Annotated in this window: 19 protein-coding genes; 10 read left to right on the top strand and 9 right to left on the bottom strand. The window is 62.2% G+C overall.

Annotated elements, in window-relative coordinates; all coding sequences use genetic code 11:
* Positions 1-71 precede the first annotated feature (71 nt).
* Positions 72-1,007, top strand: coding sequence for a GlxA family transcriptional regulator (locus P0D96_RS06760; RefSeq protein WP_408176307.1), 936 nt, complete (start codon positions 72-74; stop codon positions 1,005-1,007).
* 68 nt (positions 1,008-1,075) lie between these two features.
* Complete coding sequence (locus P0D96_RS06755; RefSeq protein ID WP_106284957.1) at positions 1,076-1,501, top strand: HIT family protein; 426 nt, start codon at positions 1,076-1,078, stop codon at positions 1,499-1,501.
* Positions 1,502-1,946: 445 nt separating this feature from the next.
* Here P0D96_RS06755 and P0D96_RS06750 read toward each other — a convergent pair whose 3' ends face one another.
* Positions 1,947-2,399 carry a hypothetical protein gene (locus P0D96_RS06750; RefSeq protein WP_408312567.1) on the bottom strand — a complete coding sequence of 151 codons (453 nt, stop codon included), beginning with the start codon at positions 2,397-2,399 and terminating at the stop codon, positions 1,947-1,949.
* Between the two features lie 10 nt (positions 2,400-2,409).
* Here P0D96_RS06750 and speG point away from each other — a divergent pair, with 10 nt between their 5' ends.
* The gene (speG, locus tag P0D96_RS06745; protein ID WP_012434867.1) at positions 2,410-2,952 is read left to right on the top strand and encodes a spermidine N1-acetyltransferase; all 543 of its coding nucleotides are present in this window, start codon (positions 2,410-2,412) and stop codon (positions 2,950-2,952) included.
* 455 nt (positions 2,953-3,407) lie between these two features.
* Positions 3,408-3,746, top strand: coding sequence for a surface attachment protein Sap1 (gene sap1, locus P0D96_RS06740; RefSeq protein WP_408312564.1), 339 nt, complete (start codon positions 3,408-3,410; stop codon positions 3,744-3,746).
* A 264-nt stretch (positions 3,747-4,010) separates the two neighbouring features.
* On the opposite strand, the gene P0D96_RS06735 is transcribed toward sap1, so the two are convergent.
* The 5 genes from P0D96_RS06735 to P0D96_RS06715 form a co-directional block, all read right to left on the bottom strand.
* Complete coding sequence (locus tag P0D96_RS06735; protein ID WP_408176312.1) at positions 4,011-5,744, bottom strand: IlvD/Edd family dehydratase; 1,734 nt, start codon at positions 5,742-5,744, stop codon at positions 4,011-4,013.
* A gap of 39 nt (positions 5,745-5,783) precedes the next feature.
* The gene (araH, locus tag P0D96_RS06730) at positions 5,784-6,788 is read right to left on the bottom strand and encodes an L-arabinose ABC transporter permease AraH (RefSeq protein WP_132376477.1); all 1,005 of its coding nucleotides are present in this window, start codon (positions 6,786-6,788) and stop codon (positions 5,784-5,786) included.
* A 70-nt stretch (positions 6,789-6,858) separates the two neighbouring features.
* A complete protein-coding gene (gene araG / locus P0D96_RS06725; RefSeq protein ID WP_408312560.1) occupies positions 6,859-8,406 on the bottom strand; it encodes an L-arabinose ABC transporter ATP-binding protein AraG in 1,548 nt (515 codons plus the stop codon).
* A gap of 87 nt (positions 8,407-8,493) precedes the next feature.
* Positions 8,494-9,498 carry an arabinose ABC transporter substrate-binding protein gene (locus P0D96_RS06720; protein ID WP_132376479.1) on the bottom strand — a complete coding sequence of 335 codons (1,005 nt, stop codon included), beginning with the start codon at positions 9,496-9,498 and terminating at the stop codon, positions 8,494-8,496.
* A 126-nt stretch (positions 9,499-9,624) separates the two neighbouring features.
* Entirely contained in the window at positions 9,625-11,073 is a 1,449-nt protein-coding gene (locus tag P0D96_RS06715) for an aldehyde dehydrogenase family protein (protein WP_408312556.1), read from the bottom strand.
* 247 nt (positions 11,074-11,320) lie between these two features.
* Here P0D96_RS06715 and P0D96_RS06710 point away from each other — a divergent pair, with 247 nt between their 5' ends.
* On the top strand, positions 11,321-12,298 hold the full coding sequence (locus P0D96_RS06710; protein ID WP_408312553.1) for a LysR family transcriptional regulator: 978 nt from the start codon (positions 11,321-11,323) through the stop codon (positions 12,296-12,298).
* Positions 12,299-12,440: 142 nt separating this feature from the next.
* Positions 12,441-12,995, top strand: coding sequence for a YaeQ family protein (locus tag P0D96_RS06705; RefSeq protein WP_132376481.1), 555 nt, complete (start codon positions 12,441-12,443; stop codon positions 12,993-12,995).
* Positions 12,996-13,021: 26 nt separating this feature from the next.
* On the opposite strand, the gene P0D96_RS06700 is transcribed toward P0D96_RS06705, so the two are convergent.
* Positions 13,022-13,447, bottom strand: coding sequence for a VOC family protein (locus tag P0D96_RS06700; RefSeq protein ID WP_408312550.1), 426 nt, complete (start codon positions 13,445-13,447; stop codon positions 13,022-13,024).
* A gap of 395 nt (positions 13,448-13,842) precedes the next feature.
* Between P0D96_RS06700 and ada the strand changes: the two genes are divergently transcribed.
* The 4 genes from ada to P0D96_RS06680 all read left to right on the top strand — a co-directional run bounded on the left by ada (position 13,843) and on the right by P0D96_RS06680 (position 18,539).
* Entirely contained in the window at positions 13,843-15,027 is a 1,185-nt protein-coding gene (gene ada, locus P0D96_RS06695; protein ID WP_408312547.1) for a bifunctional DNA-binding transcriptional regulator/O6-methylguanine-DNA methyltransferase Ada, read from the top strand.
* Complete coding sequence (locus P0D96_RS06690) at positions 15,024-15,941, top strand: DNA-3-methyladenine glycosylase family protein (protein ID WP_408312545.1); 918 nt, start codon at positions 15,024-15,026, stop codon at positions 15,939-15,941. The genes ada and P0D96_RS06690 overlap by 4 nt, the downstream gene beginning before the upstream one ends.
* Positions 15,942-16,208: 267 nt before the next feature.
* Complete coding sequence (gshA, locus tag P0D96_RS06685; RefSeq protein WP_408284601.1) at positions 16,209-17,825, top strand: glutamate--cysteine ligase; 1,617 nt, start codon at positions 16,209-16,211, stop codon at positions 17,823-17,825.
* Positions 17,826-18,038: 213 nt separating this feature from the next.
* Complete coding sequence (locus P0D96_RS06680) at positions 18,039-18,539, top strand: hypothetical protein (RefSeq protein ID WP_408284603.1); 501 nt, start codon at positions 18,039-18,041, stop codon at positions 18,537-18,539.
* Between the two features lie 75 nt (positions 18,540-18,614).
* Here P0D96_RS06680 and P0D96_RS06675 read toward each other — a convergent pair whose 3' ends face one another.
* Entirely contained in the window at positions 18,615-20,177 is a 1,563-nt protein-coding gene (locus P0D96_RS06675; protein ID WP_408312542.1) for a DHA2 family efflux MFS transporter permease subunit, read from the bottom strand.
* A 135-nt stretch (positions 20,178-20,312) separates the two neighbouring features.
* The gene (locus P0D96_RS06670; protein WP_408312539.1) at positions 20,313-20,855 is read right to left on the bottom strand and encodes a MarR family winged helix-turn-helix transcriptional regulator; all 543 of its coding nucleotides are present in this window, start codon (positions 20,853-20,855) and stop codon (positions 20,313-20,315) included.
* Positions 20,856-21,014 lie beyond the last annotated feature (159 nt).

The raw sequence follows: 21,014 nt of genomic DNA, 5'->3' as shown, positions 1-21,014 counted from the left end.
TTGACGAAGCAAGTCTAGGCGCGTAGCCTGTCGTCTCAAATGTCGTATTTACCTCGTTTTAGGACATCGCAATGAGACACGTCGGTGTGGTGGTTTTTCCCGGCTTCCAGATCCTCGATATGGTCGCGGTCTCGATCTTCGAGCTGGCCAACCTGGAGGCCGGCCAGCCTGAGTACGACGTGGAGGTCATTTCCGAGCATGGCGGCATGGTGCGCAGCTCGGCGGGCGTGGAGATCGCCACCCGCCCGTTCGACGATCCGGCGTATGACACCGTGGTGGTCACTGGCGCGATGCAGATCGCGCCGTCGTCGCCGGGATTGCTGGCGTTTCTGAACGAGGCGCTCGCCGCGTCGCGACGCACCGCCAGCATCTGCACCGGCGCGTTCGTGCTGGCCGAGGCCGGGATTCTCGACGGCCGCCACGCCACGACCCATTGGATTCACGCTCGCGATCTGCAGCGGCGCTTTCCGCAAACGCGCGTGGACGAGGACCGCATCTTTATCATCGACGGGTCGGTGTGGACGTCGGCCGGCATGACAGCGTGCATCGATCTGTGTCTGGCGCTCGTTGAAAACGATCTCGGCATGGAGGTGTCGCGCGCGATCGCCAAGAAGCTCGTGGTGTATCACCGCCGCACTGGCGGCCAGTCCCAGTTCTCGGCCATGCTGGACCTGGAGCCGAAATCCGACCGCATCCAGAACGCGCTCTCTTACGCCAAAAGCCATCTGCGCGAGCCGTTGACGGTCGAACAGCTCGCCGACGTCGCGCATCTCAGCCCGCGCCAGTTCAGCCGCGCGTTTCGCGACGAAACCCGTCAATCGCCGGCCAAAGCCATCGAGGCATTGCGCGTCGAAGCCGCGCGCGCCATGCTGGAAGCGGGCCGCCATTCCATGGAGGCGGTAGCCGCGGAAACCGGTTTCGTCGATACCGAACGGATGCGGCGCGCCTTTCTGCGCGCGTATGGTCAGCCGCCGCAAGCGATCAAACGCGCGGCGCGCGTGATGTAACACATGTGGTGGACAATATCGGCAACAGCGCTTTACCCGATATGACCATCCACCATGAGAGGAACGCGATGAACTACGACGACAGCAATCCCTTCGCAAGGATTCTGCGTGGCGAACTACCCTGCATCAAGGTGGCCGAAACCGATGCCGCCCTCGCCTTCATGGACCTCATGCCGCAAGCCGACGGCCATCTACTGGTGGTGCCGAAGGAAGCCGCCGCGGAGATTTTTGAATTGTCGGATGCTTCGACGGTGGCGTGCATGCGCATGACGCAGAAGCTCGCGATTGCGGTGCGCGCAGCGTTGCGGCCGGACGGCGTGTTCATCGGACAATTCAACGGCGCGGCAGCGGGACAAACGGTGCCGCATGTGCATTTTCACGTGATCCCGCGCTGGGAAGGCCAGCCGCTGCGTATGCATGCGCGCGATGTCGCCGACGCGGACACGCTCGAAGCGCTCGCCAAACGCATTCGCTCGCATTGGCGCGCCGACTGAGGCGGCGCGCGGCGCGGTTCTGCGCGCCGTCATGCGCCGTAATATGTGTAAAAGCCGCTGAAACCAGCGGTGCGTGCCGCGCGGCTAGACTGGTACTTGCCTTGTACCCACAAGGCATTGAGTGTGGATCTCTTTTGGCCTGCCCGAAACGGCAGGCTTTTTTATTGGCGCGCTTTCGCGTTGCCTGACCGCTGCGCTTACGGCGCGCGTTAAAAAACCCGCACGCGGCGGGTTTCATTTCCTAGCGATGGTACGGTGTCGGCCGTGATGCGGCGGCGGCGGACGACGATGATGGTGATGCGGCGTTGGCACACGGCGGCAACGCTTTTAGCAGACGACCACCAAACGCCCTTGCACACGAATCCCCTGCTCAATCGGCCGCCATGTTGGTCGATTCGTGCAGTGCAGCACGCAGGAGAGGCAATCCGCTGGCGAACGCAACGTGTCACAGACGATGCCGCGAGCGGCGCAGCGGATGCCGCCAGTCGATGCGACGCGGTTTCACGGGCATCGGACGCATGTCGTGCAGGTGCCGGTGTTCCTGCCACAATTCGTCGGAGAAAAGAAATGCGACGATCAGCAGCGGAATGACCAGAAAGACGCCCAATATCAAGTTCTCGATCACGGTGGCCTCCGATTGCAGGAGCATGATTTCATTGTAGAGCACCGCGCGTACCCGTACCGTGCCGCGCGCCTCATAAGCGCCACGATCGAGCCGAACACAGGCCTGCGACAACGCGACGCCCTTTACTCGCCGGACCCGCCTGCCGCCTGGTTTATCGCAAGAAAGCGCCGTGCGGGCGCGAGAGCTTGCAAGAACTCCCCGCACCGCGCCCTGACTAACTGGAAAGCGCGTGAGCCTGCATCGAACGCGCGCATCCAAACCAATAATTCTCAAGGGGAATCCAATGACGACCGAACGCAGCAGCGAACTCACCCTGCGCCCGCTCGAGCGCACCGATCTGCGCTTCGTCCATGAAGTGAACAACAACGCGAAAATCATGCGTTACTGGTTCGAGGAGCCGTACGAAACCTTCTCGGAACTGACCCAGCTTTACGACCAGCACGTGCACGACCTGCGCGAGCGGCGCTTCGTGGCCATCGACAACGAGGGGCAGACCGTCGGCGTGGTCGAGCTGATCGAACTGGACTATATCCATCGACGGGGTGAATTTCAGATCATCATCGCGCCGCATGCGCAAGGCCGCGGCTACGCAACCCTCGCAACGCAGCTCGCGACGGACTATGCGTTTTCAGTGCTGAACCTGCGCAAGGTCTATCTGATCGTCGACAAGTCGAATACGGCGGCGATCCACGTCTACGAAAAGTGCGGCTTCAGGCATGAGGCCGAGCTGATCGAGGAATTTTTCGGCAATGGCAGCTATCACAACGCCTTGCGTATGTGCATGTTCCAGTCCGAGTTCTTCGAGGCCAATCGACGCGTCGATTGACCCCCGCGAATGCGCATAGGACTGCCGTTTGGCAGACCCTGTGTGTAGCGCTCCTCACACCTGGCACTATTTATCTTCTGCAAACACACCGTTATTTCGTGATTTCGGTTTAGTCGGTTGAATGACTTTGTGTGCAACGCACCAAGTACGTCGATTAAATGTAGCAAATCACTTAATTGTCGCCTCTCGTTTACGCGAACACGCGCCGCAAAGCTTTACTGGTTAAAGCGGCGTGCCCTGCCCGTCTTTTAGTTATCCGTTTCAATCACGACTAATTAACCCATTGCTCAACGATTAAGCAGGTGCGATGGACGGTGCGACAATTCGCCGCTGTTGCGACCGCACACAAGTTGTGCTTGTCGTTCTCTCGCATTCTCCTAAAGTGCAAGATGCGGGTTCAATCTTAAAGTTAAATACATAGCTAACCTGAGTATCCACCCGCACCGGAGGAAAATATGAAAATGCGAGTCGCCCTTGTTTTCGCCATTGCGGGATTGGCTGCCGCCACTGTTCAGGCGCAAGACGTCATGATCAAGCCGCAGCAAACCATCCAGTTCAAGGCTAATGCCTATGGTTGCCTGTCGAAGGATAAACTCGACGCCGCCGACCAGCATGCGCAAGCCGGTGAACAGCAAAAGATGCAGGAATTCTTCTCCGGATATCAATGCGTTTCGACACCTGAAAACTCTAGTTTCCGCGTCGTCCGCGTGGTCGGTCATGACGTTGAATTCGTGAATTCAAGTAATAGCGATACGCAAGGCCTTTGGGCAAACGATCGATTCATCAAGCAATAAGCTGAAACCTGACATTCCGGCGAAAACGCCGGAATGTGATTTTGCGCGCCTGTGCGTCCGTCCTCCGACTTAATAAGTCGGAGGCGGTGAACCTGTGAGTTAAAAAATCGGCTGGGCATGAAAATGCTTGGCCGTTTTTATTTGCGCACGTTAGCGTCGCTTTGAAACAGACAGAAAAAAGCCGATGCGGATTGTCTGAATCCGCATCGGCAGTACGCCTTCTCGCAAAGCGCAGGGAACAACAGTTAGCTCACTACGAGCCGATCAATGCGAATCGCGCGGTACCGGAGCGCCGCTCGATCCGACGAGGAAGTCGAGATCAGCGCCCTGATCCGCCTGCAGCACATGTTCGACGTAGAGCTTGTAGTAGCCGCGTTTGGGCGCTTCGGGCGCCTGCCATGCGGCGCGCCGGCGCGCGAGTTCTTCGTCGGTGACGTCGAGATGCAGGCGGCGTGCTTCGACATCGAGTTCGATCATGTCGCCGGTCTGCACGAACGCGAGCGGCCCGCCCGCTGCCGCTTCCGGCGACACGTGCAACACGACCGCGCCGTACGCCGTGCCGCTCATGCGGCCGTCGGAAATGCGCACCATGTCCGTAATGCCCTTTTGCAGCACTTTTTTCGGCAGCGGCATATTGCCGACTTCCGCAAAACCGGGATAACCCTTCGGCCCCGCGCCTTTGAGCACCATGATGCAATGCTCGTCGATGTCGAGCGACTCGTCGTCGATCTTCGCGTGCAGTTCCTCGATGTTCTCGAACACTACCGCTCGACCGCGATGCTTGAGCAACGCCGCGGTGGCCGCCGACGGCTTGATCACTGCGCCATTCGGCGCCAGGTTGCCCTTGAGCACCGCGATGCCGGCCTTCGGCTTGAACGGTTCGGCGAACGTCGTGATGACTTTCTCGTCGTGATTCGGTGCGTTGCGCACGTTGTCCCAGATCGTCTTGCCGTTCACGGTCAGCGCTTCACGATGCAGCAGGCCTTGCTCGCCGAGTTGCTTCAACACCGCCGGCAAACCACCCGCGTAGTAAAAGTCCTCCATCAGATATTCGCCCGACGGTTGCAGGTTCACCAGACACGGCACATTCGAACCCAGTTCCCAATCTTCTAGCGACAACTCCACGCCAATCCGCTTGGCCAGCGCGATCAGATGAACGACCGCATTGGTCGACCCACCGATCGCCGCATTCGTGCGGATCGCGTTTTCGAATGCCTGGCGCGTCAGGATCTTGTCCATCGTCAGATCCTCGCGAACCATGTCGACGATGCGCCGGCCCGCGAGATGCGCGAGCACCTGGCGGCGCGCATCGACCGCGGGAATCGCCGCGTTATGCGGCAAGCCCATGCCGAGCGATTCGACCATCGACGCCATCGTCGACGCCGTGCCCATCGTCATGCAGTGACCGCGCGAGCGGTTCATGCACGACTCGGCTTCGGTGAATTCTTCCTGCGTCATCGTGCCGGCGCGCACTTCCTCGGACATCTGCCAGACACCCGTGCCGGAGCCGATGTTCTTGCCGCGAAACCGGCCATTGAGCATCGGTCCACCGGAAACGGCCAGCGCCGGCAGATTGCACGACGCCGCGCCCATCAGCAGCGCGGGCGTGGTCTTGTCGCAACCCACAAGCAGAATCACGCCGTCCATCGGATTGCCGCGAATCGACTCTTCGACGTCCATGGAGGCAAGGTTGCGAAACAGCATCGCCGTAGGCCGCAGATTGGTCTCGCCCAACGACATCACCGGAAACTCGAGCGGCAAGCCGCCCGCTTCATGCACGCCTTTCTTCACGTATTCCGCCAGCTCGCGAAAATGCGCGTTACATGGCGTGAGTTCCGACCACGTATTGCAGATGCCGATCACCGGACGTCCGTCGAACTCATCGTGCGGAATACCCTGGTTTTTCATCCACGAGCGATGCAGAAAACCGTCGCGGTCCTTGAGGCCGAACCACGCCTGGCTGCGCAGCGGCTTTTTAGTCTGATTCGAATCAGCCATGAAATCTCCTGTTGGCAAACATGGGGCGGGGGGCGCGCGTCAGTGCACGCGTTTGCTGCGGCGGAACTGATCGAACAGCACCGCCAGCAGCAGGATCCCGCCGCGAATGAGGTATTGGTAGAAGGTCGGCACGTTCAGCAGGCTCATGGCGTCCTGCACCGAGCCCATGATCAGCACGCCGACCAGCACGCCCGAAATCGTCGCGACGCCGCCCGTGAGCGAGACGCCGCCGAGCACGCACGCCGAGATCACACCGAGTTCGAGGCCGACAGAGGTCTTCGGATCACCCAGGCTCATACGCGACGCAAGCATCACGCCGGCAAACCCAGTGACGAGGCCCTGCAATACGAACACTGTGATCTTGATGCGCGTCACCGGCAAGCCGGCCAGCAACGCCGCCTCGCTATTGCCGCCGACGGCCAGCACGTTCTTGCCGAACACCGTTTTCTTCAGCAAAAATCCGAACAGCACGAAGCCGACGATGTTGCTCCAGATCGGATACGAAATGCCGAGGAACGCGCCGCCGCCGAGGTCGAAGAAACGCTCTTCGGAGATCATCACGGCATCGCCGTTCGAGGTGATGTAGGCGAGGCCGCGCACGACTTCCATCATGGCAAGCGTGACGATCAGCGAGTTGATCTTGTAGCGCGCGACCAGCACGCCGTTGACGAGTCCGACCGCGCCACCCGCGAGCACGCCGGCCGCGACGCCGAGCATCACGCTATGCGTCGCAGTGATCAGCGTGGACGCCACCACACCCGCGAACGCGACGATCGACGCCACCGACAAATCCACTTCGCCGAGCGCGAGAACGAACATCATCGTCACCGAGATCGAACCGATCAGCGTGACGGAGAGCAGCAAGCCCTGGATGTTTCGCGAGCTTAAAAAATCCGGCACGGTGAACGACAAAACCGCGAACAGAATCACGAACACCATCACGATGCCGGACTTGTTGATCAGGTCCCAGGTACGCGCGGCACGCGCGCTCAGGCCCGCTGAGGCGACGGCTGGGGTCGAGGAATCGGTTGAGGGTGTATGCATGGTTTGTATTCCGTTTCAATGGCGCGATTCGATTCAATTGCCTTCGTGGTGTCGAGGATGTGCGGCGGCGTCAGCGGGGGAGGGCGAGCTTGATCAGCGCATCCGGCGTGGCCTGCGCCTTGGGCAGATCGCCGACGATGCGGCCTTCCTTCATCACGATCACGCGATCCGCAACGCCGATCACTTCGGCCAGATCGCTCGACACGACGATCACCGTGCGGCCCGCTTCGGCGAGCCCGTACAGCAACCCATAAATCTCGCTGCGCGCGCCGACGTCGATGCCGCGCGTGGGTTCGTCCATCAGGAACACGTCGATGTCTTCGGCAAGCCAGCGCGACAGAATCACCTTCTGCTGATTGCCGCCGGAGAGTGTGCCGATCGGCGTTTCGCCGTTGCGCGTCTTGATCGCGAGCTTGCCGATGAACTCTTTGGCGGTCTGCGCTTCCTTGCGGCCGTTGAGCACGTTGAAGCGGCTGAAATGGCGGCGGCAACTGATGTTGAGGTTGTCCGATACGGAGGCGATCGAGACGATGCCTTCCTGCTTGCGATCTTCGGGACACAGTGCCACGCCCGCGCGCACGGCGTCGCGCGGTGTGGCAAAGTGCACGCGCTCGCCTTTGAGCGTGATCTCGCCGGCAACCGGTTTTACCGCGCCGTAGATGAGCTTCATCAACTCGGAGCGACCCGCACCGACGAGTCCAAAGAAGCCGACGATCTCGCCTTTACGCGCCGCGAATGAAGCCGGTTCGCGCAGGCCGCGCCCCATCAATTCCTTGACGTCGAGTTGCACGTCGCCGAGATCGCGCGAGCGATAGCCGTACACGTCGGCGATCGAACGGCCCACCATGCAACTGATCAAGCGATCGCGATCGAGTCCTTCACCTGCTTCGAACGTATCGATGCGGCGGCCGTCGCGAAACACGGTCACGCGATCGCACAGCTCGTAGACTTCATCCATTCGATGCGTGACGTAGATGATCGCGCGACCCTCGGCCTTCAACGCGCGAATGATCCGGAACAGTTGCGTCGTCTCACGCGACGACAGTGAGCTGGTCGGTTCGTCAAACGCGATCACGCGCGCATCGCGCATCAGCGCCTTGCCGATTTCGATCATTTGCCGCTGGCCGATCGAAAGATTCTTCACTTGCTGCGACGGATCGATCTTTTCGCCGAGCCGTTCCAGCTCGCGCACGGCGCGCGCTACCAGCGCTTTTTCGTCCAGTATGCCGAAACGATTCGGCAGAGCGCCGAGCATCAGGTTTTCCGCGACCGTCAGTTCCGGCACCAGATGCAATTCCTGATAGATGATCGCCACGCCCGCGGCGATCGCGGCCTTCGTCGTGGTGAACTGCTGTTCGACGCCATCGAGCGACAAGGTGCCCGCCGCGGGTTGATTCACGCCGGACAACACCTTGAGCAGCGTCGATTTGCCGGCGCCGTTTTCGCCCATCAAGCCGTGCACTTCACCGCGCCGCACTTCGAGCGAGACCTGATCGAGCGCGAGCACGCCGGGAAAGCGCACGGTGATGCCGTCGAGCCGCAGATACGGCTCGGTGGACGCGAGCGCAGGCGAGGGCGCCGCTTCAGCGGTGTGGGACACGGTGTGTGAAGACGTCATCGAAAAACCTCAAGCTGGTGAACAACCTGTGCGGGCCCCTCCCGCGTGAGCGAGAGACGGCCCGCAACGTGCAGACTCGAATCGCGCTTAAATACCGAGTTCTTTACGCACGTCCTGCCAGTTGCCGCGCACCATCAGCTTGCCGGTGGTCTGCGTATCGGCGGGCGGCTGCTTGCCGTCCTTGATCCACTCGACGAGGTTCTCCGTGCTTTCCTTGCCGTGCATCGTCGAGCTCACGGCGATCGTGCCGTAGAAGCCCGTCGGTTCTTTCTTCTGGAATTCGGCGAACGCTTCGCCCGCGCCGTTGATGCCGACACCGATCACGTCCGCGGCCGGAATATGCAATTGCTCGGTCGCGCGCACGCCGCCCAGCACGCTTTCCTCGTTGAGCGCGAAGATCACCCACTTCTTGATGTTCGGATGCTGCGCGAGCACCGGCGACGACGCGTTGAAGCCTCCTTCGTCATCCGTCGTCTTTTGCGGGGCGTCGAAAATGTTTTCCTTCTTGAAGCCACCGGCAATCAGCGATTGCGTCGCGCCATCGGTGCGCAGTTTCGCGGTCGGCAATTCGTAGTTCGTAATGCGCAGCGCGCCGACTTCTTCCGGCTTCCAGCCGCGGCGTTTCATCTCTTCAGCGATCGCGGTGCCGACCTGATTGCCGATCTTGAACGCGGACATGCCCAGATGCGGCACGTTCGGCAGCGGCTTGCCGGTGGAGTCGACCAGTTGATCGTCAACGGTGACGAACTTCATGTTGTAGCGCTTCGCCCGCGCCTGGATCGCCGGTCCGAGACGCACGTCCGGCGCGCAGATCACGAAGCCTTTGGCACCTTGTGCGCCGAGGTTGTCGATCGCGGCCAGCACTTTTTCACCGTCCGGCGTACCGATGTTCACCACCGCAAAGCCGTCCTTCTGGCCGAGCGCGCTCGCGGCTTTCTGTTCGTTGATGAACCATGCCTGTTCCGGCATCTTCACGAGGAAGCCGACTTTGAGCGGCTGATCCGCGTGCGCGGAAAGTTGCGCGGCAAAGGGCGCGGCGAGGGCGGCGGCCGCCATCGCGGATAGCGTCAAACGGCGAAGCTTGCTGGTCATATCTGTCTCCTGAAGTTGAAAGGCTGCATTGATTTCGTTTAGTTGCAGCGGGTGATGCACGGCGGCGTCAGCCGGGACGCGGATGAGCGTTAAGGTGCGCGGTGAAGTGAAGCGGTCTCATCACCATCAGCCCGCCACGTACGCCGTTTTCACGGCGGTCCAGAAGGCGGCATCCGTGGCGCCGTAAGCCGACGCCTTACGGCCGCCGCCGGGCGCGTGATGCTCGACGGCAGTGGTCGGCAGATTGATCGTGACGAGACCGCTGTGCACATGACGGCGAAAATGCCGCGCGCGATTGAGCGAGCGCGTGCAGATGCCGGCGCACAGACCGTATGCGGTGTCGTTCGCGAGATGCAGCGCGTGGTCGTAGTCGTCCGCGCGCAGCACGACGGCGAGCGGGCCGAAAATTTCCTCCCGCGCGACACGATGTTCGGATTCGCCGATGAAGAGCGCCGGTTCGAAAAAGTAGCCGCGCGTCGCGCGCTCCAATTGCCGGCCGCCGTGCAGCAATTGCGCGCCTTCCTGTTGACCGATGCGCACGTAGTCGAGATTGCGCTCCAACTGCGCGGCGTTGGCCACGGGACCCATGTCCGTGCCGTGCTTCAAGGCGTGATCGATCGAAAGTTTGGCGAGCTTCGCCTGCAATGCGTCGACGAACGGCTCGAACACCGCGCGTTCGACGATCAGACGCGCCGCCGCGGTGCTGCGTTGACCCGTCGAGCCATAGGCGCCGATCAAGGCGGCCTCGACGGCGCCGTCGAGATCGGCGTCGGCCAAAACCACGAACGGATTCTTGCCGCCCATCTCTAGTTGCACTCGCGCCTGGCGGGCGGCAGCCGCTTGCAGCACGCGTGTGCCGGTTTCCGCCGAGCCGGTGAAGCTGATCGCCGCCGTCAACGGATGCGCGACGATCCGCGCGCCGACTTGCCGGCCGCTGCCCATCACGAGATTGAACACGCCCGCGAGCAAACCGGCGCGGCTGATGATCGAGCCCAGCGCCGCCGCGCAAGCCGGCACCGATTCTGCCGGCTTGAACACGACGCAGTTGCCGTGAGCGAGCGCGGCGCCGATCTTCGCCGCGGCAATCGCCAGCGGCGCGCTCCACGGCGCGATGATGCCGACCACGCCGAGCGGTTCGCGCGTCACGTCGATCTCGACGCCGGCACGCGCCGACGCGACGGGTTCGGCGAAAGCCTGCAAGGCTTCGGCCGCGAACAACTTGAAGATCTGTCCGGCACGCGTCGCCTCGACCAAGGCCTCGGCCAGCGTGTTGCCGACTTCACGCGCCAGCAGCCGGCCGAATTCGTCGCGGCGCGCGAGTATCTCGCTGCCGATGGCGTCGAGTGCATCCGCGCGACGCTGCGCCGAACCCAGCGACCATTCGCGGAAGGCCGCGTGCGCCGCTTCGATGGCCATGTCCGTCTGCCGCACGTCGGCTCGCACATATTCGCCGACCGGGTCGTCCAGATCCGACGGATTGAGCGAGACGCCCGTGGTCGCGCCCGTCTCCCATCCGCCATTGATGTAGTGGCGGAACGGACTTGCAACGAGTGGGACGAGCGGATCGCGGTTCATCGACGGAAGGGCGCCACGTGGGGAAGCTCAGAAAGTCCACGAATGGTATGAGCCGCCCCAATAACTTTCCAATCCCTTTTTAGGCTATCCCGATATCAATTTCGATATGGCATGATGAGGCCTTGCCTTGGCAGAGTGCGCGGTTCGTGGCTTCGAGCCGCCTTATCAGCAAGCATCTTTGCGTGGGACCAGAGTAAGGCGCTAAAGCGCCCACTCTGTTCGACAGAAAACAGGTGGGAGACAAGCCATGACGCGTAGCTACTCGAACTGGTTCGTGCGGGCGCGGCTCAAGACGCGGCAGTTGCTGCTGCTCGCAGCGATGGAAGAGGAGGGCAACGTCCGGCGGGCCGCTGACGTGCTCGGCATGACCCAGCCCGCCGCGTCGCGTCTGCTCAAAGAGCTCGAGGAAATGCTGGAAGTGAGCCTGTTCGACCGCACGCCGCACGGCATGCACGCCACGTTGTATGGCGAGGTCATGATCCGTCATGCGCGCATGGTGCTGTCGAATCTGAGTCATGCACACGACGAGATTTCGGCGTTGCGCGCCGGCCTGGCGGGGCAGGTGCGGATCGGCGTGATCGCGGCGGCCGCGGCGACCATGGTGCCGCGCGCGATCGCCAGCGTGAAAGAACGCTATCCGCAACTGCAAATCTGGGCAGAGGTCGAAACCTCCGACGTGATGCTGCCGCGGCTGGCGGAAGGCGAGTTGGACATCATGATCGGCCGCGTGTTGGAGCGGCAAAACCAGTTCAAGACCGAAGTCCGCTACGAACCGCTCGCCGACGAACCGCTGTGCGTGGTGGCGCGTCCCGGCCATCATCTCGAAAATGAGACGGGTTTGACATTGCGTGCAATCGTCAACGCCAGCTGGGTTTTGCATCCGCCGGGCAGCGTTTTGCGCCATCGCTTCGATCTGATGTTTTCGCAAATCGGGCTGAATCCGCCGCAAAACGTGGTCAATACCAACAATTTTCTGGCGATTTCGAGCTTGCTGCTCCAAAGCGACATGTTGGCGGTTTTACCCGACGAAGTGGCGCGTCAATACCAACAGTATGGCGTTCTGAAGCGATTACCGATCGATTTACCGTGCAGGATGGATACATTCGGTATCATCACGCGCCAGTCGCACCTGCTTTCGCCGGCGGCCTCGGTCGTGCTCGAAGCCTTGCGGGAAGCCGCTGGCGAGGTCTACGGCACCGCTTTCGAACCGACAGTGGCGCGATAAATGCTTCTCCCGTGGTCATGACAGCCGGCTGGCGGCGCGGGAGGAACAGAAGATGTACAACAAACACGGAAAACGGCAACGCGCCGTCGACGATTCTTTTTCAGTTCGCTCCGGTGGAGCGAGCGCCTGGTTTAGCAACGGCATGGCTCTCAAATCGACGATTTACAAGGCGGAACTGCAGATCGCCAACATGGACCGGCACTACTACGCCGACCATTCGCTGACGATCGCCCGCCATCCCTCGGAAACCGACGAACGGATGATGGTCCGCGTCGCCGCGTTCGCGCTGTTCGCGCAGGAACGCCTTGAATTCTGCAAAGGTTTGTCGGACGTGGACGAACCGGACCTCTGGCAAAAGGATCTGACCGGCGCGATCGAAACGTGGATCGAAGTCGGCCAGCCGGATGAACGGCGCATCGCCAAGGCGAGCGGTCGCTCGAACGAGGTGATCGTGATCGCCTACGGCGGCCGCACGTCGGATATCTGGTGGCAGGGCGTGCGCAACAAGGTGGAACGCATGCGCAACGTGACGGTGTGGACGCTCGGCGAAGACGTCGCCACCGCCCTCGGCTCGCTGGCCGAACGGACCATGCGGCTGCAATGCACCGTGCAGGACGGCGAAGCATGGCTCGGTAGCGCCGAAGCCGATGCGGTGAAAATCGAATGGACGGTGTTGAAGGCGCCCGCCAACGCCTGACGCCTGCCGCCTGCCGCTTCAAATGCTTAGAGCGACGTCACGCGCGCCGCTTCCGGTGGCCCCTTGAGTTCGACCATGTTGCCTTCCGGGTCGAACAGATACAGCGACTGTCCGTAGCCGTCCGCGCCGTAGCGCAGACCGAGTTCACCCAGCCGCGCGCCGTGTTCGGCCAGATGCGCCTTGAGCGCTTCAGCGTCGAACGGATCGATGCGCAAACACACGTGATCCATATTCCGCCCCGTGCCCGGCACACCGTTTTCGGCATGGTCGAGCCGGCCGCCGACCTGCAACAGGTCGATCAACGAGCGCCCCGCGCGCAACTGTGTCAGGCCCAGATCGCGCTGCTCTTTCTCGACGCTGCAGCCGAGCACGTCGCAGTAGAAACGCGCCATGGCCTCGACGTTGGTCGCCCGAATGACAACGTGATCGATCTCGCGAATATGGATTTTCATGTGGAACGCCCCTTGGCTCGCTCGCAGAACGGGTGAAATGCCAGTGTAGAAGAAAGGGCGGCGCTGCGAGTGCGGCGTCGTGAAACAGGTCTTGAGGGACGGATCAGACACGTATGGACGAAAAAAAGCCCGCTCTATGTGGAGCGGGCTGAATCCATATCAGGAGGAGACATGGAGGAGACAAGTACTAATATACACATGCACCTGGTGCGACGCAATAACTTTTTAAGGGAAAACCCGATATCGTGCCAAATTGTCGCAGTTTTCCTCAAAACGGATGCCTGGCGGGGCTTCGAGCCTACGAAGAAGCGCAATGACAGAGCAAGAACCGGGGCGTAGTGTGTCGGCATGCGGCCTACATTGGTGAGCATCGACACCGTCTCTTCGGGACCATCATGAACCGCAAACCTACCGATACCGCCTCCGGCGCCACCAACTGGACTTCCGACGATGCGCGCTGGGAAGCCGTCACGCATCGCGAATCGCAAGCCGACGGCGCGTTCTTCTACGGCGTCAAGACGACCGGCGTGTTCTGCCGCCCGTCGTGCGCCTCGCGCCTGCCGCGCCGCGAGAACGTCGCTTTTTTCACCGATGCCGCTGCCGCGCGCGCCGCGGGCTTTCGCGATTGCAAGCGCTGCCAGCCCGGCGGCCTGCCGCGCGAGCTGGAAATCGTCAATCGTGCGTGTGCCGCGCTGGACGCCGACCCGCAAGAGCGACTCACGCTCGCGCAATTAAGTGACGCCGTGCACGTCAGCCCGTTCCATCTGCAACGTCTGTTCAAGCGGGTGGTGGGGGTGTCGCCGCGCCAATATCAGGCCGCGCAGCGAGGCGCCGCGTTGCGCGACGCGCTCCAGAGCGGCTCGGACGTCACCCGCGCCACGCTCGACGCCGGCTTCGGCTCGCCGTCGCGCATGTACGACAGCGCCTCGGCTGAACTCGGTATGGCGCCGTCCGCGTATCGCCGCAAGGGCGCCGGACTCACCGTGCGCTATGCCAGCGCGCCGACGCCGCTCGGCTACGTGCTGGTCGCGGCGACGGAGAAGGGCATCTGCAAGATCGGTTTCGGCGACGATAAAGCCATACTCGCCGACGACCTGCACGGCGAATTCGCCAACGCCGACCTGTTGGAAGATACCGAACACCTGGCGCCGTTCATCGCGCAGATCGATGCCTATTTGCGCGGCACCCGTCAGGACTTCGATCTACCGCTGGATATCGCCGCGACGGCATTCCGGCAGCGTGTGTGGGACGCGTTACGGCGCATCCCGTACGGCGAGACGCGCAGCTATTCGGAGATCGCCGAAACAGTCGGCTCGCCGCGCGCCGTACGCGCAGTGGCCAGCGCGTGCGCTACCAACCCGGTCGCGTTGGCGATTCCTTGTCATCGAGTGGTGGCCAAGGGCGGAGCGCTGGCAGGCTATCGTTGGGGTTTGCCGCGCAAAGCCGCGCTATTGGACAACGAGGCGCAGCACGCCGGCGACTTTTCGCGCGGCGAAGGCGAACGCGAACGCAACCGGCGCAGCCATACAGACGTCGGCAACGACACCGAAACCACCACCAAACTGGACCACGCCGCGTGAGTACGCTTGACGAAGTTGCTACCCTTGAATTGCCGTTCAAACCACCCTTCGACTGGCCGCGCCTGCTGCGTTTCTTCGGCGGACGCGCGACGCCCGGTGTCGAAGCGGTGGAAGACGGCGCGTACCGTCGCGCGATCGATTGGGCCGGCGACAGCGGCACGCTGAGCGTGCGGCTGCATCCGCGCAAGCGCTGCCTTGTCGCGAGCATCGAAGGGCCCGTGAGCATTCACGTGGATGCGCTCGCCGTGCCGATTGCCAAGATGTTCGACCTGCAGGCCGATCCTAAGAAGATCGGCGCCGAACTCGCCACGGACCCGTGGCTCGCGCCGCTGGTCGAAGCCGTGCCTGGCTTGCGTGTGCCGGGCGCGTGGTCGGGCTTCGAGTTGGTGGTCCGCGCGATCGTCGGGCAGCAGGTCAGCGTGAAGGCGGCGACCACTATCATCGGCAGACTCGTGCAGCGCGCCGGGGAGCGCATCGAGGGGCATCCGCATGAGAACACCGCGTGGCGCTTTCCGACGCCCGCCGCATTGGCCGCCGTGGATCTCGCGCAAATCGGCATGCCGGGTAAACGTGTAGCGGCGTTGCAGGGCTTCGCGCGCGCGGTCGCTACCGGCGACGTGCCGCTCGACAGCAACACGGCCGACGCCGACAGCCTGCGCGCCGCGCTGCTCGCGCTGCCGGGCATCGGTCCGTGGACCGTCGAGTATGTCGCCATGCGCGCATGGCGCGACGCCGACGCGTGGCCCGCATGGGATCTCGTGCTGATGCAGTCGATCTGCGCGCGCGATCCGTCGCTCGTGCGGCCCACGCAGCAACGCACCCGCACCGACACATGGCGGCCGTGGCGGGCGTACGCCGCGATGCATCTGTGGAATGAGGTAGCGGACCGCGTCGGCGCCGCGCGTGGCGGCTGAAGGCAGGCGCCTCCTGGGAAGAAAAGCGTTTCGCGCGCGAGCCGCGTGACGGGCAGAGTGATGTGGCGCGCGGCCGACGAATTGGCGCAAAAGGCAGGCGGATTGGCCCAGGAAAGAGGCGGCCCGGAGTGCTCCGATGAGCCGCCGAAGCGGCCTCAAGCAGCCGTTCTGGCGAGATGTTAAAGTGCCCGCTACTGAAAATTCCGCCGAACGTTGTCAACCGCAGTGCTGCGGCACATGGCGGCCGACAACGCCCGACTCGCATCAATGCCAAACACGACACCTTCCCGCACGACCGACGCGTTCTCGCACCGCCTGTCCGTGCTGACTTCAGGCCCGCAGCGCGACGCGCTGATACGCGGCCTGCGCGGCATCGAAAAGGAAAGCCTGCGCGTGACGCACGAGGGCAAGCTCGCGTTGACGCCGCATCCGCGCGCACTCGGTTCGGCGCTCACGCATCCGTCGCTCACCACGGATTATTCCGAAGCGTTGCTCGAACTGATCACGCCGGCTGAGCAAGACGTCGCGCTCACGCTCGAGAAGCTCGACACGCTCCACCGTTTTGTCTACGCGGAACTCGGCGACGAGATCCTGTGGAACAACTCCATGCCGGGCCTGCTGCCCGACACGGACGACGGCATTCCGATCGCGAACTACGGCAGCTCGAACATCGGCAAGCTGAAGTACGTGTACCGCATCGGCCTCGCGCTTCGGTACGGCCGTACGATGCAGTGCATCGCGGGCATCCACTACAACTATTCGCTGAACGAAGAAGTGTGGCGGTTGCTTCATGCGGACCAGCAATCCACCGCGAATGCCGTCGACTTCCAGTCCGATCGCTATCTCGCGCTGATCCGCAATTTCCGCCGCACGAACTGGCTGCTGATGTATCTGTTCGGCGCATCGCCGGCGCTGGATCGTCGTTTCCTCCGCGATCGCAAACACACGCTCGACACGTTCGACGCCGACACGCTCTATCGTCCGTACGCGACCAGTCTGCGCATGAGCGACCTCGGCTATTCGAACACCACCGCGCAAGCCGCGCTGCACGCCGACTACGACACGCTGCCGGGCTACCTCGACGCGCTTGCGAAGGCCGTGAGCCAGCCGTATCCCGCGTACGAGGCAATCGGCACGCAGCGCGACGGCGAGTGGGTGCAGATCAACACGAACGTGCTGCAGATCGAAAACGAGTTCTATTCGACGATCCGTCCGAAGCGCGTCACGTATCCGGGCGAGCGTCCGCTGCACGCGCTGGCCGCGCGCGGCGTGCAATACGTGGAAGTGCGTTGCATGGACATCGATCCGTTCGAGCCGACTGGTATTTCGCTCGAGACGTCGCGCTTTCTCGACGCCTACCTGCTGGTCTGCGCGCTCGACGACAGCGCGCCGTTGCCGCCTGACGCTTACGCCGAAGCCAACCAGAATTTCGGCCGCGTCACGATGGAAGGGCGCAAGCCGGGCCTCGAACTGACACGCGACGGCCGTCCGGTTGCGATGACGGAATGGGCGAACGAACTGCTCGTCAAGATCGACGCGGCTGCGGCTACGCTCGACGCATTGCATGGCGGCGACGCGCATGCACGCGCCGTCGCGGTTCAACGCACGAAGCTGGCGGATGCATCGCTGACGCCGTCGGCGCGCGTGCTGCAGACCATGCGCGAAAAACAGCAGAGTTTCCTCGCCTTCGGCCTCGAGCAAAGCGAAGCGCACGCCGCGTACTTCCGCACGCGTCCGCTGGATGCGGAGCAGACCAAGGCATTCACCGATCTCGCCACGCAATCGCTCGCCGAGCAGGCCAAACTCGAACAGGAAGAAGTCGGTTCGTTCGACGCGTTCGTCGCGGCGTATCGGGCGTACACGTTGAACCGGTTTAGCGTCTGAATAACGCTTGCGGGCAAGGTGAAGAAAGAGCGGCCAGCGTGGCCGCTTTTTTTATTTCGCGCCGGTAACGTCTACGCAATGTGCGACCGACTCGCGAACGCCATCGGCAAATTCTCCGCGCGTTCTGACGATTCTCTGATCCAGATGAAACACCGTACCGACGCCACGGTCCAAACTTACATGACGCGCACCACAGAGGGAGGATTCAACGTGATGAAAAAAAATCTGTTGGCCATGCTGTGCGTAGCGGCGGCTGGATGTTCGACGCAAGGGCAGGTTGATCCGGACGTCATGCAGATCGCGACCACGCCGTTGACGTGTTCGAACAAGTCGCAATGCGATGTCTGGTGGCAACGGGCGCAAGCGTGGGTGGCGGGCCATTCGACGTATAAGATCGATGCCTCGACCGACACGTTGATCCAGACAGTCGGCCCGGATGGCGGCAAGCGCGCGTTGGCGTATCAGATCACGCGCGCCGCGAATCCGGACGGCACGGCAACGATCGGTTTTGCCGCGCATTGCGACGGCTCGATGGGCTGCAAGCCGAACCCATGGGAAGCCGGCGCCGACTTCAAACAATACGTGCGAGGCACTGCGCCCGGCACGCCGCAAAGCGGCGCGAAACCCCCGCAAGCCGCGCCCACGACCCCGCATCCAGATGCCATGCAGGGTCAATCGATCCCGGCGACGAATGGCGAAGCCGTCACACAATAACGGCTGAAGACGCGCGCGAAGAGTCGAAGGAAAATACCGTGTCGGCGCGCGTCCGCTGAAAGGCATCGTCGAACTTCAATGCCCCATTGAAGGGCCAACGCCCTTGCGTGGCTTGGTGATCCAGACCAGCACCGCGAGCACGAGAAACGCCGCGCAGGAAATGCGGAAGAAATCGTTGGTGGCCATCATGTAAGCCTGCGTGGTCACCACCTGATTCAACTGCGCGGTGATGCCGTCGCCGGAGAGGCCGATACCGGCCAGCGCATTGGTATAAGCATTCGTGTTCGCGGCGTAAACGTTGACCGAGTCGGTCAGCATCGCGTGATGGTAGATCGTGTCGTTCTCCCAGTACGTCGTACTGACCGCTGTGCCGATCGCGCCTGACAAGGTCCGGAAAAAATTGGACAGGCCGGAAGCACTCGCCAGCCGCTCATCCGGCACGCTGGAGAGCGTAATGGTGGTCATCGGCACGAAGAAGCAGGCGACGCCGATACCTTGCACGAGCCGTGGCCAGATCACGTGATTGAACGGCACGTCGAGCGTGAAGGTGGAGTTCCAGAACGAGACGAACGCGAACACGATGAACGCAAAACTCGCCACCACCCGCAGGTTCAGCCGGTGCATGTTTTTGCCGATCAACGGCGACAAGAACAGCGCTAGCAGACCGACCGGCGCGGTCGCCAGACCAGCCAGCCCGGCGGTGTAACCCATCACGGTTTGCAGCCACAGCGGGAAGATCACCACCGAGCCGAAGAAGGCCATGAAGCCGAACGAGACGATCACTACGCCGAGCGCGAAATTGCGATCCTTGAACAGCGAGAGATCGACCACCGGCTCTTTCTCGGTCATCTCCCACACCAGCATGAAGGCGAGCGACACCACCGCGACCACCGCCAGCGTGACGATAAACGTCGAATTGAACCAGTCGCGATCCTTGCCGAGGTCGAGCACCATCTGCAGGCACGACACGCCGATCACGAGCAGCGTGAGGCCGACCGCATCGATGCGCTGTTTCGTGGTCTTCGTCTCACGGCCGCGCAGCAGCAGGAACGCGCACACCGCCGAGAACAGTCCGATCGGCACGTTGATGTAGAAGATCCACGGCCACGTGTAGTTGTCGGTAATGTAGCCGCCCATCACGGGCCCGAAGATCGGCGCGCAAATCACCGTCATCGCCCACAGGCCCAGCGCGAGTCCGCGCTTTTCCGGCGGATACGAGCGCATCAGAATAGTCTGCGAGAGCGGGACCATCGGCCCGGAAACGAGCCCCTGCACCAACCGGAACGCGATCAACGACTCGAAGTTGTGGGCGAAGCCGCACAGCGCCGAGGCGATCGTAAAGAGCAGCACGGACAGCGTAAACAGCTTCACTTCGCCGACCCGCCGCGCGAGCCAGCCTGTCAGCGGCACCGCGATCGCCGAGGCGACTGAATACGACGAGATCACCCAGGTGCCCTGGCTGGTCGCCACGCCGAGGCTGCCGGAAATGGTCGGCACCGCGACGTTCGCAATCGACGTGTCGAGCACCTCCATGAACGTGCCGAGTGCGAGCCCGACCGTGAGCAGGGCCAAGGCTCCGCCTTTGAGCGGAGCGGGTTCGGCGGCGGGTAGGGCAGCGGCGGAAGCCGTGGCGTCCATATTTCTTCTCCTCAATCTGGAAAGCTTGTCGCGACAGCTTTATCGCCCGCTCCAAATGGCGTGCTTACATGCCGGATCACTCTCTGCTCAGACAGATATTTTCAAACAGCAACGCTCTTGAAAAGAGCGTCTTGGTTAGTGCTCGCCGTGTTTCCGCAGCGACGCTTCGGGTGATTCGTCCAGGGATTCCTGTTGCGGCCCCAATCCGCATCCCGCGCTTGCTCCCGCGTCGATGCCGTTCGCTATGAAACGGCCGAGCAGGCCGATCAACGTGGCGTGGTCGGCGGCCGAAAACCCGCGCAACTGCTCGTTCAGCACCGTCGCGCCCAGACCAGGTAGTTGCCGCGCGGCGTCGTGACCTTGCGGCGTCAACTCGAGTTTCACCATCCGGCGATCCGTCTCGCTGCGCGAGCGCACGATAAAGCCTTTCTTTTCAAGGCGATCGAGCAGTCGTGTCATCGATCCGCTGTCATACGACATGGCGCGCGACAACTCGAACGGCGTGCTCGCGCGCCGCGACGACAACATCAGGATCACGCCGATCTGCTGCGTGGTCAGTCCCAATGGTTTGACCGCACGGTCCGTCCGCTCGACCAGCACATTTCGAGCTTTCGTCAGGTAGTAGCCAAGACTCGATTCAAGGTGAATCTCGTCCGCCTTGTAGGGGCCGTCAGTCATCGTGTATCCGGAAACGTCTCAGGCAGAACGGATTTTAGCTGCCTAAGCAGACAAGTCAAACATGATTTCGCGTAGTACGAACGGCAGAAAAACAACACGTCCGACGTGCGCGGGAGGAAGTATCTTGAAATTTAATTGCATAGTCAATATTATTATAGG

The sequence above is a fragment of the Paraburkholderia sp. RL17-347-BIC-D genome (assembly GCF_046027915.1).
Taxonomy (GTDB): Bacteria; Pseudomonadota; Gammaproteobacteria; order Burkholderiales; family Burkholderiaceae; genus Paraburkholderia.
Note: the sequence above shows the minus strand (reverse complement) of the source record. Positions and strands in the feature narration are given on the sequence as shown.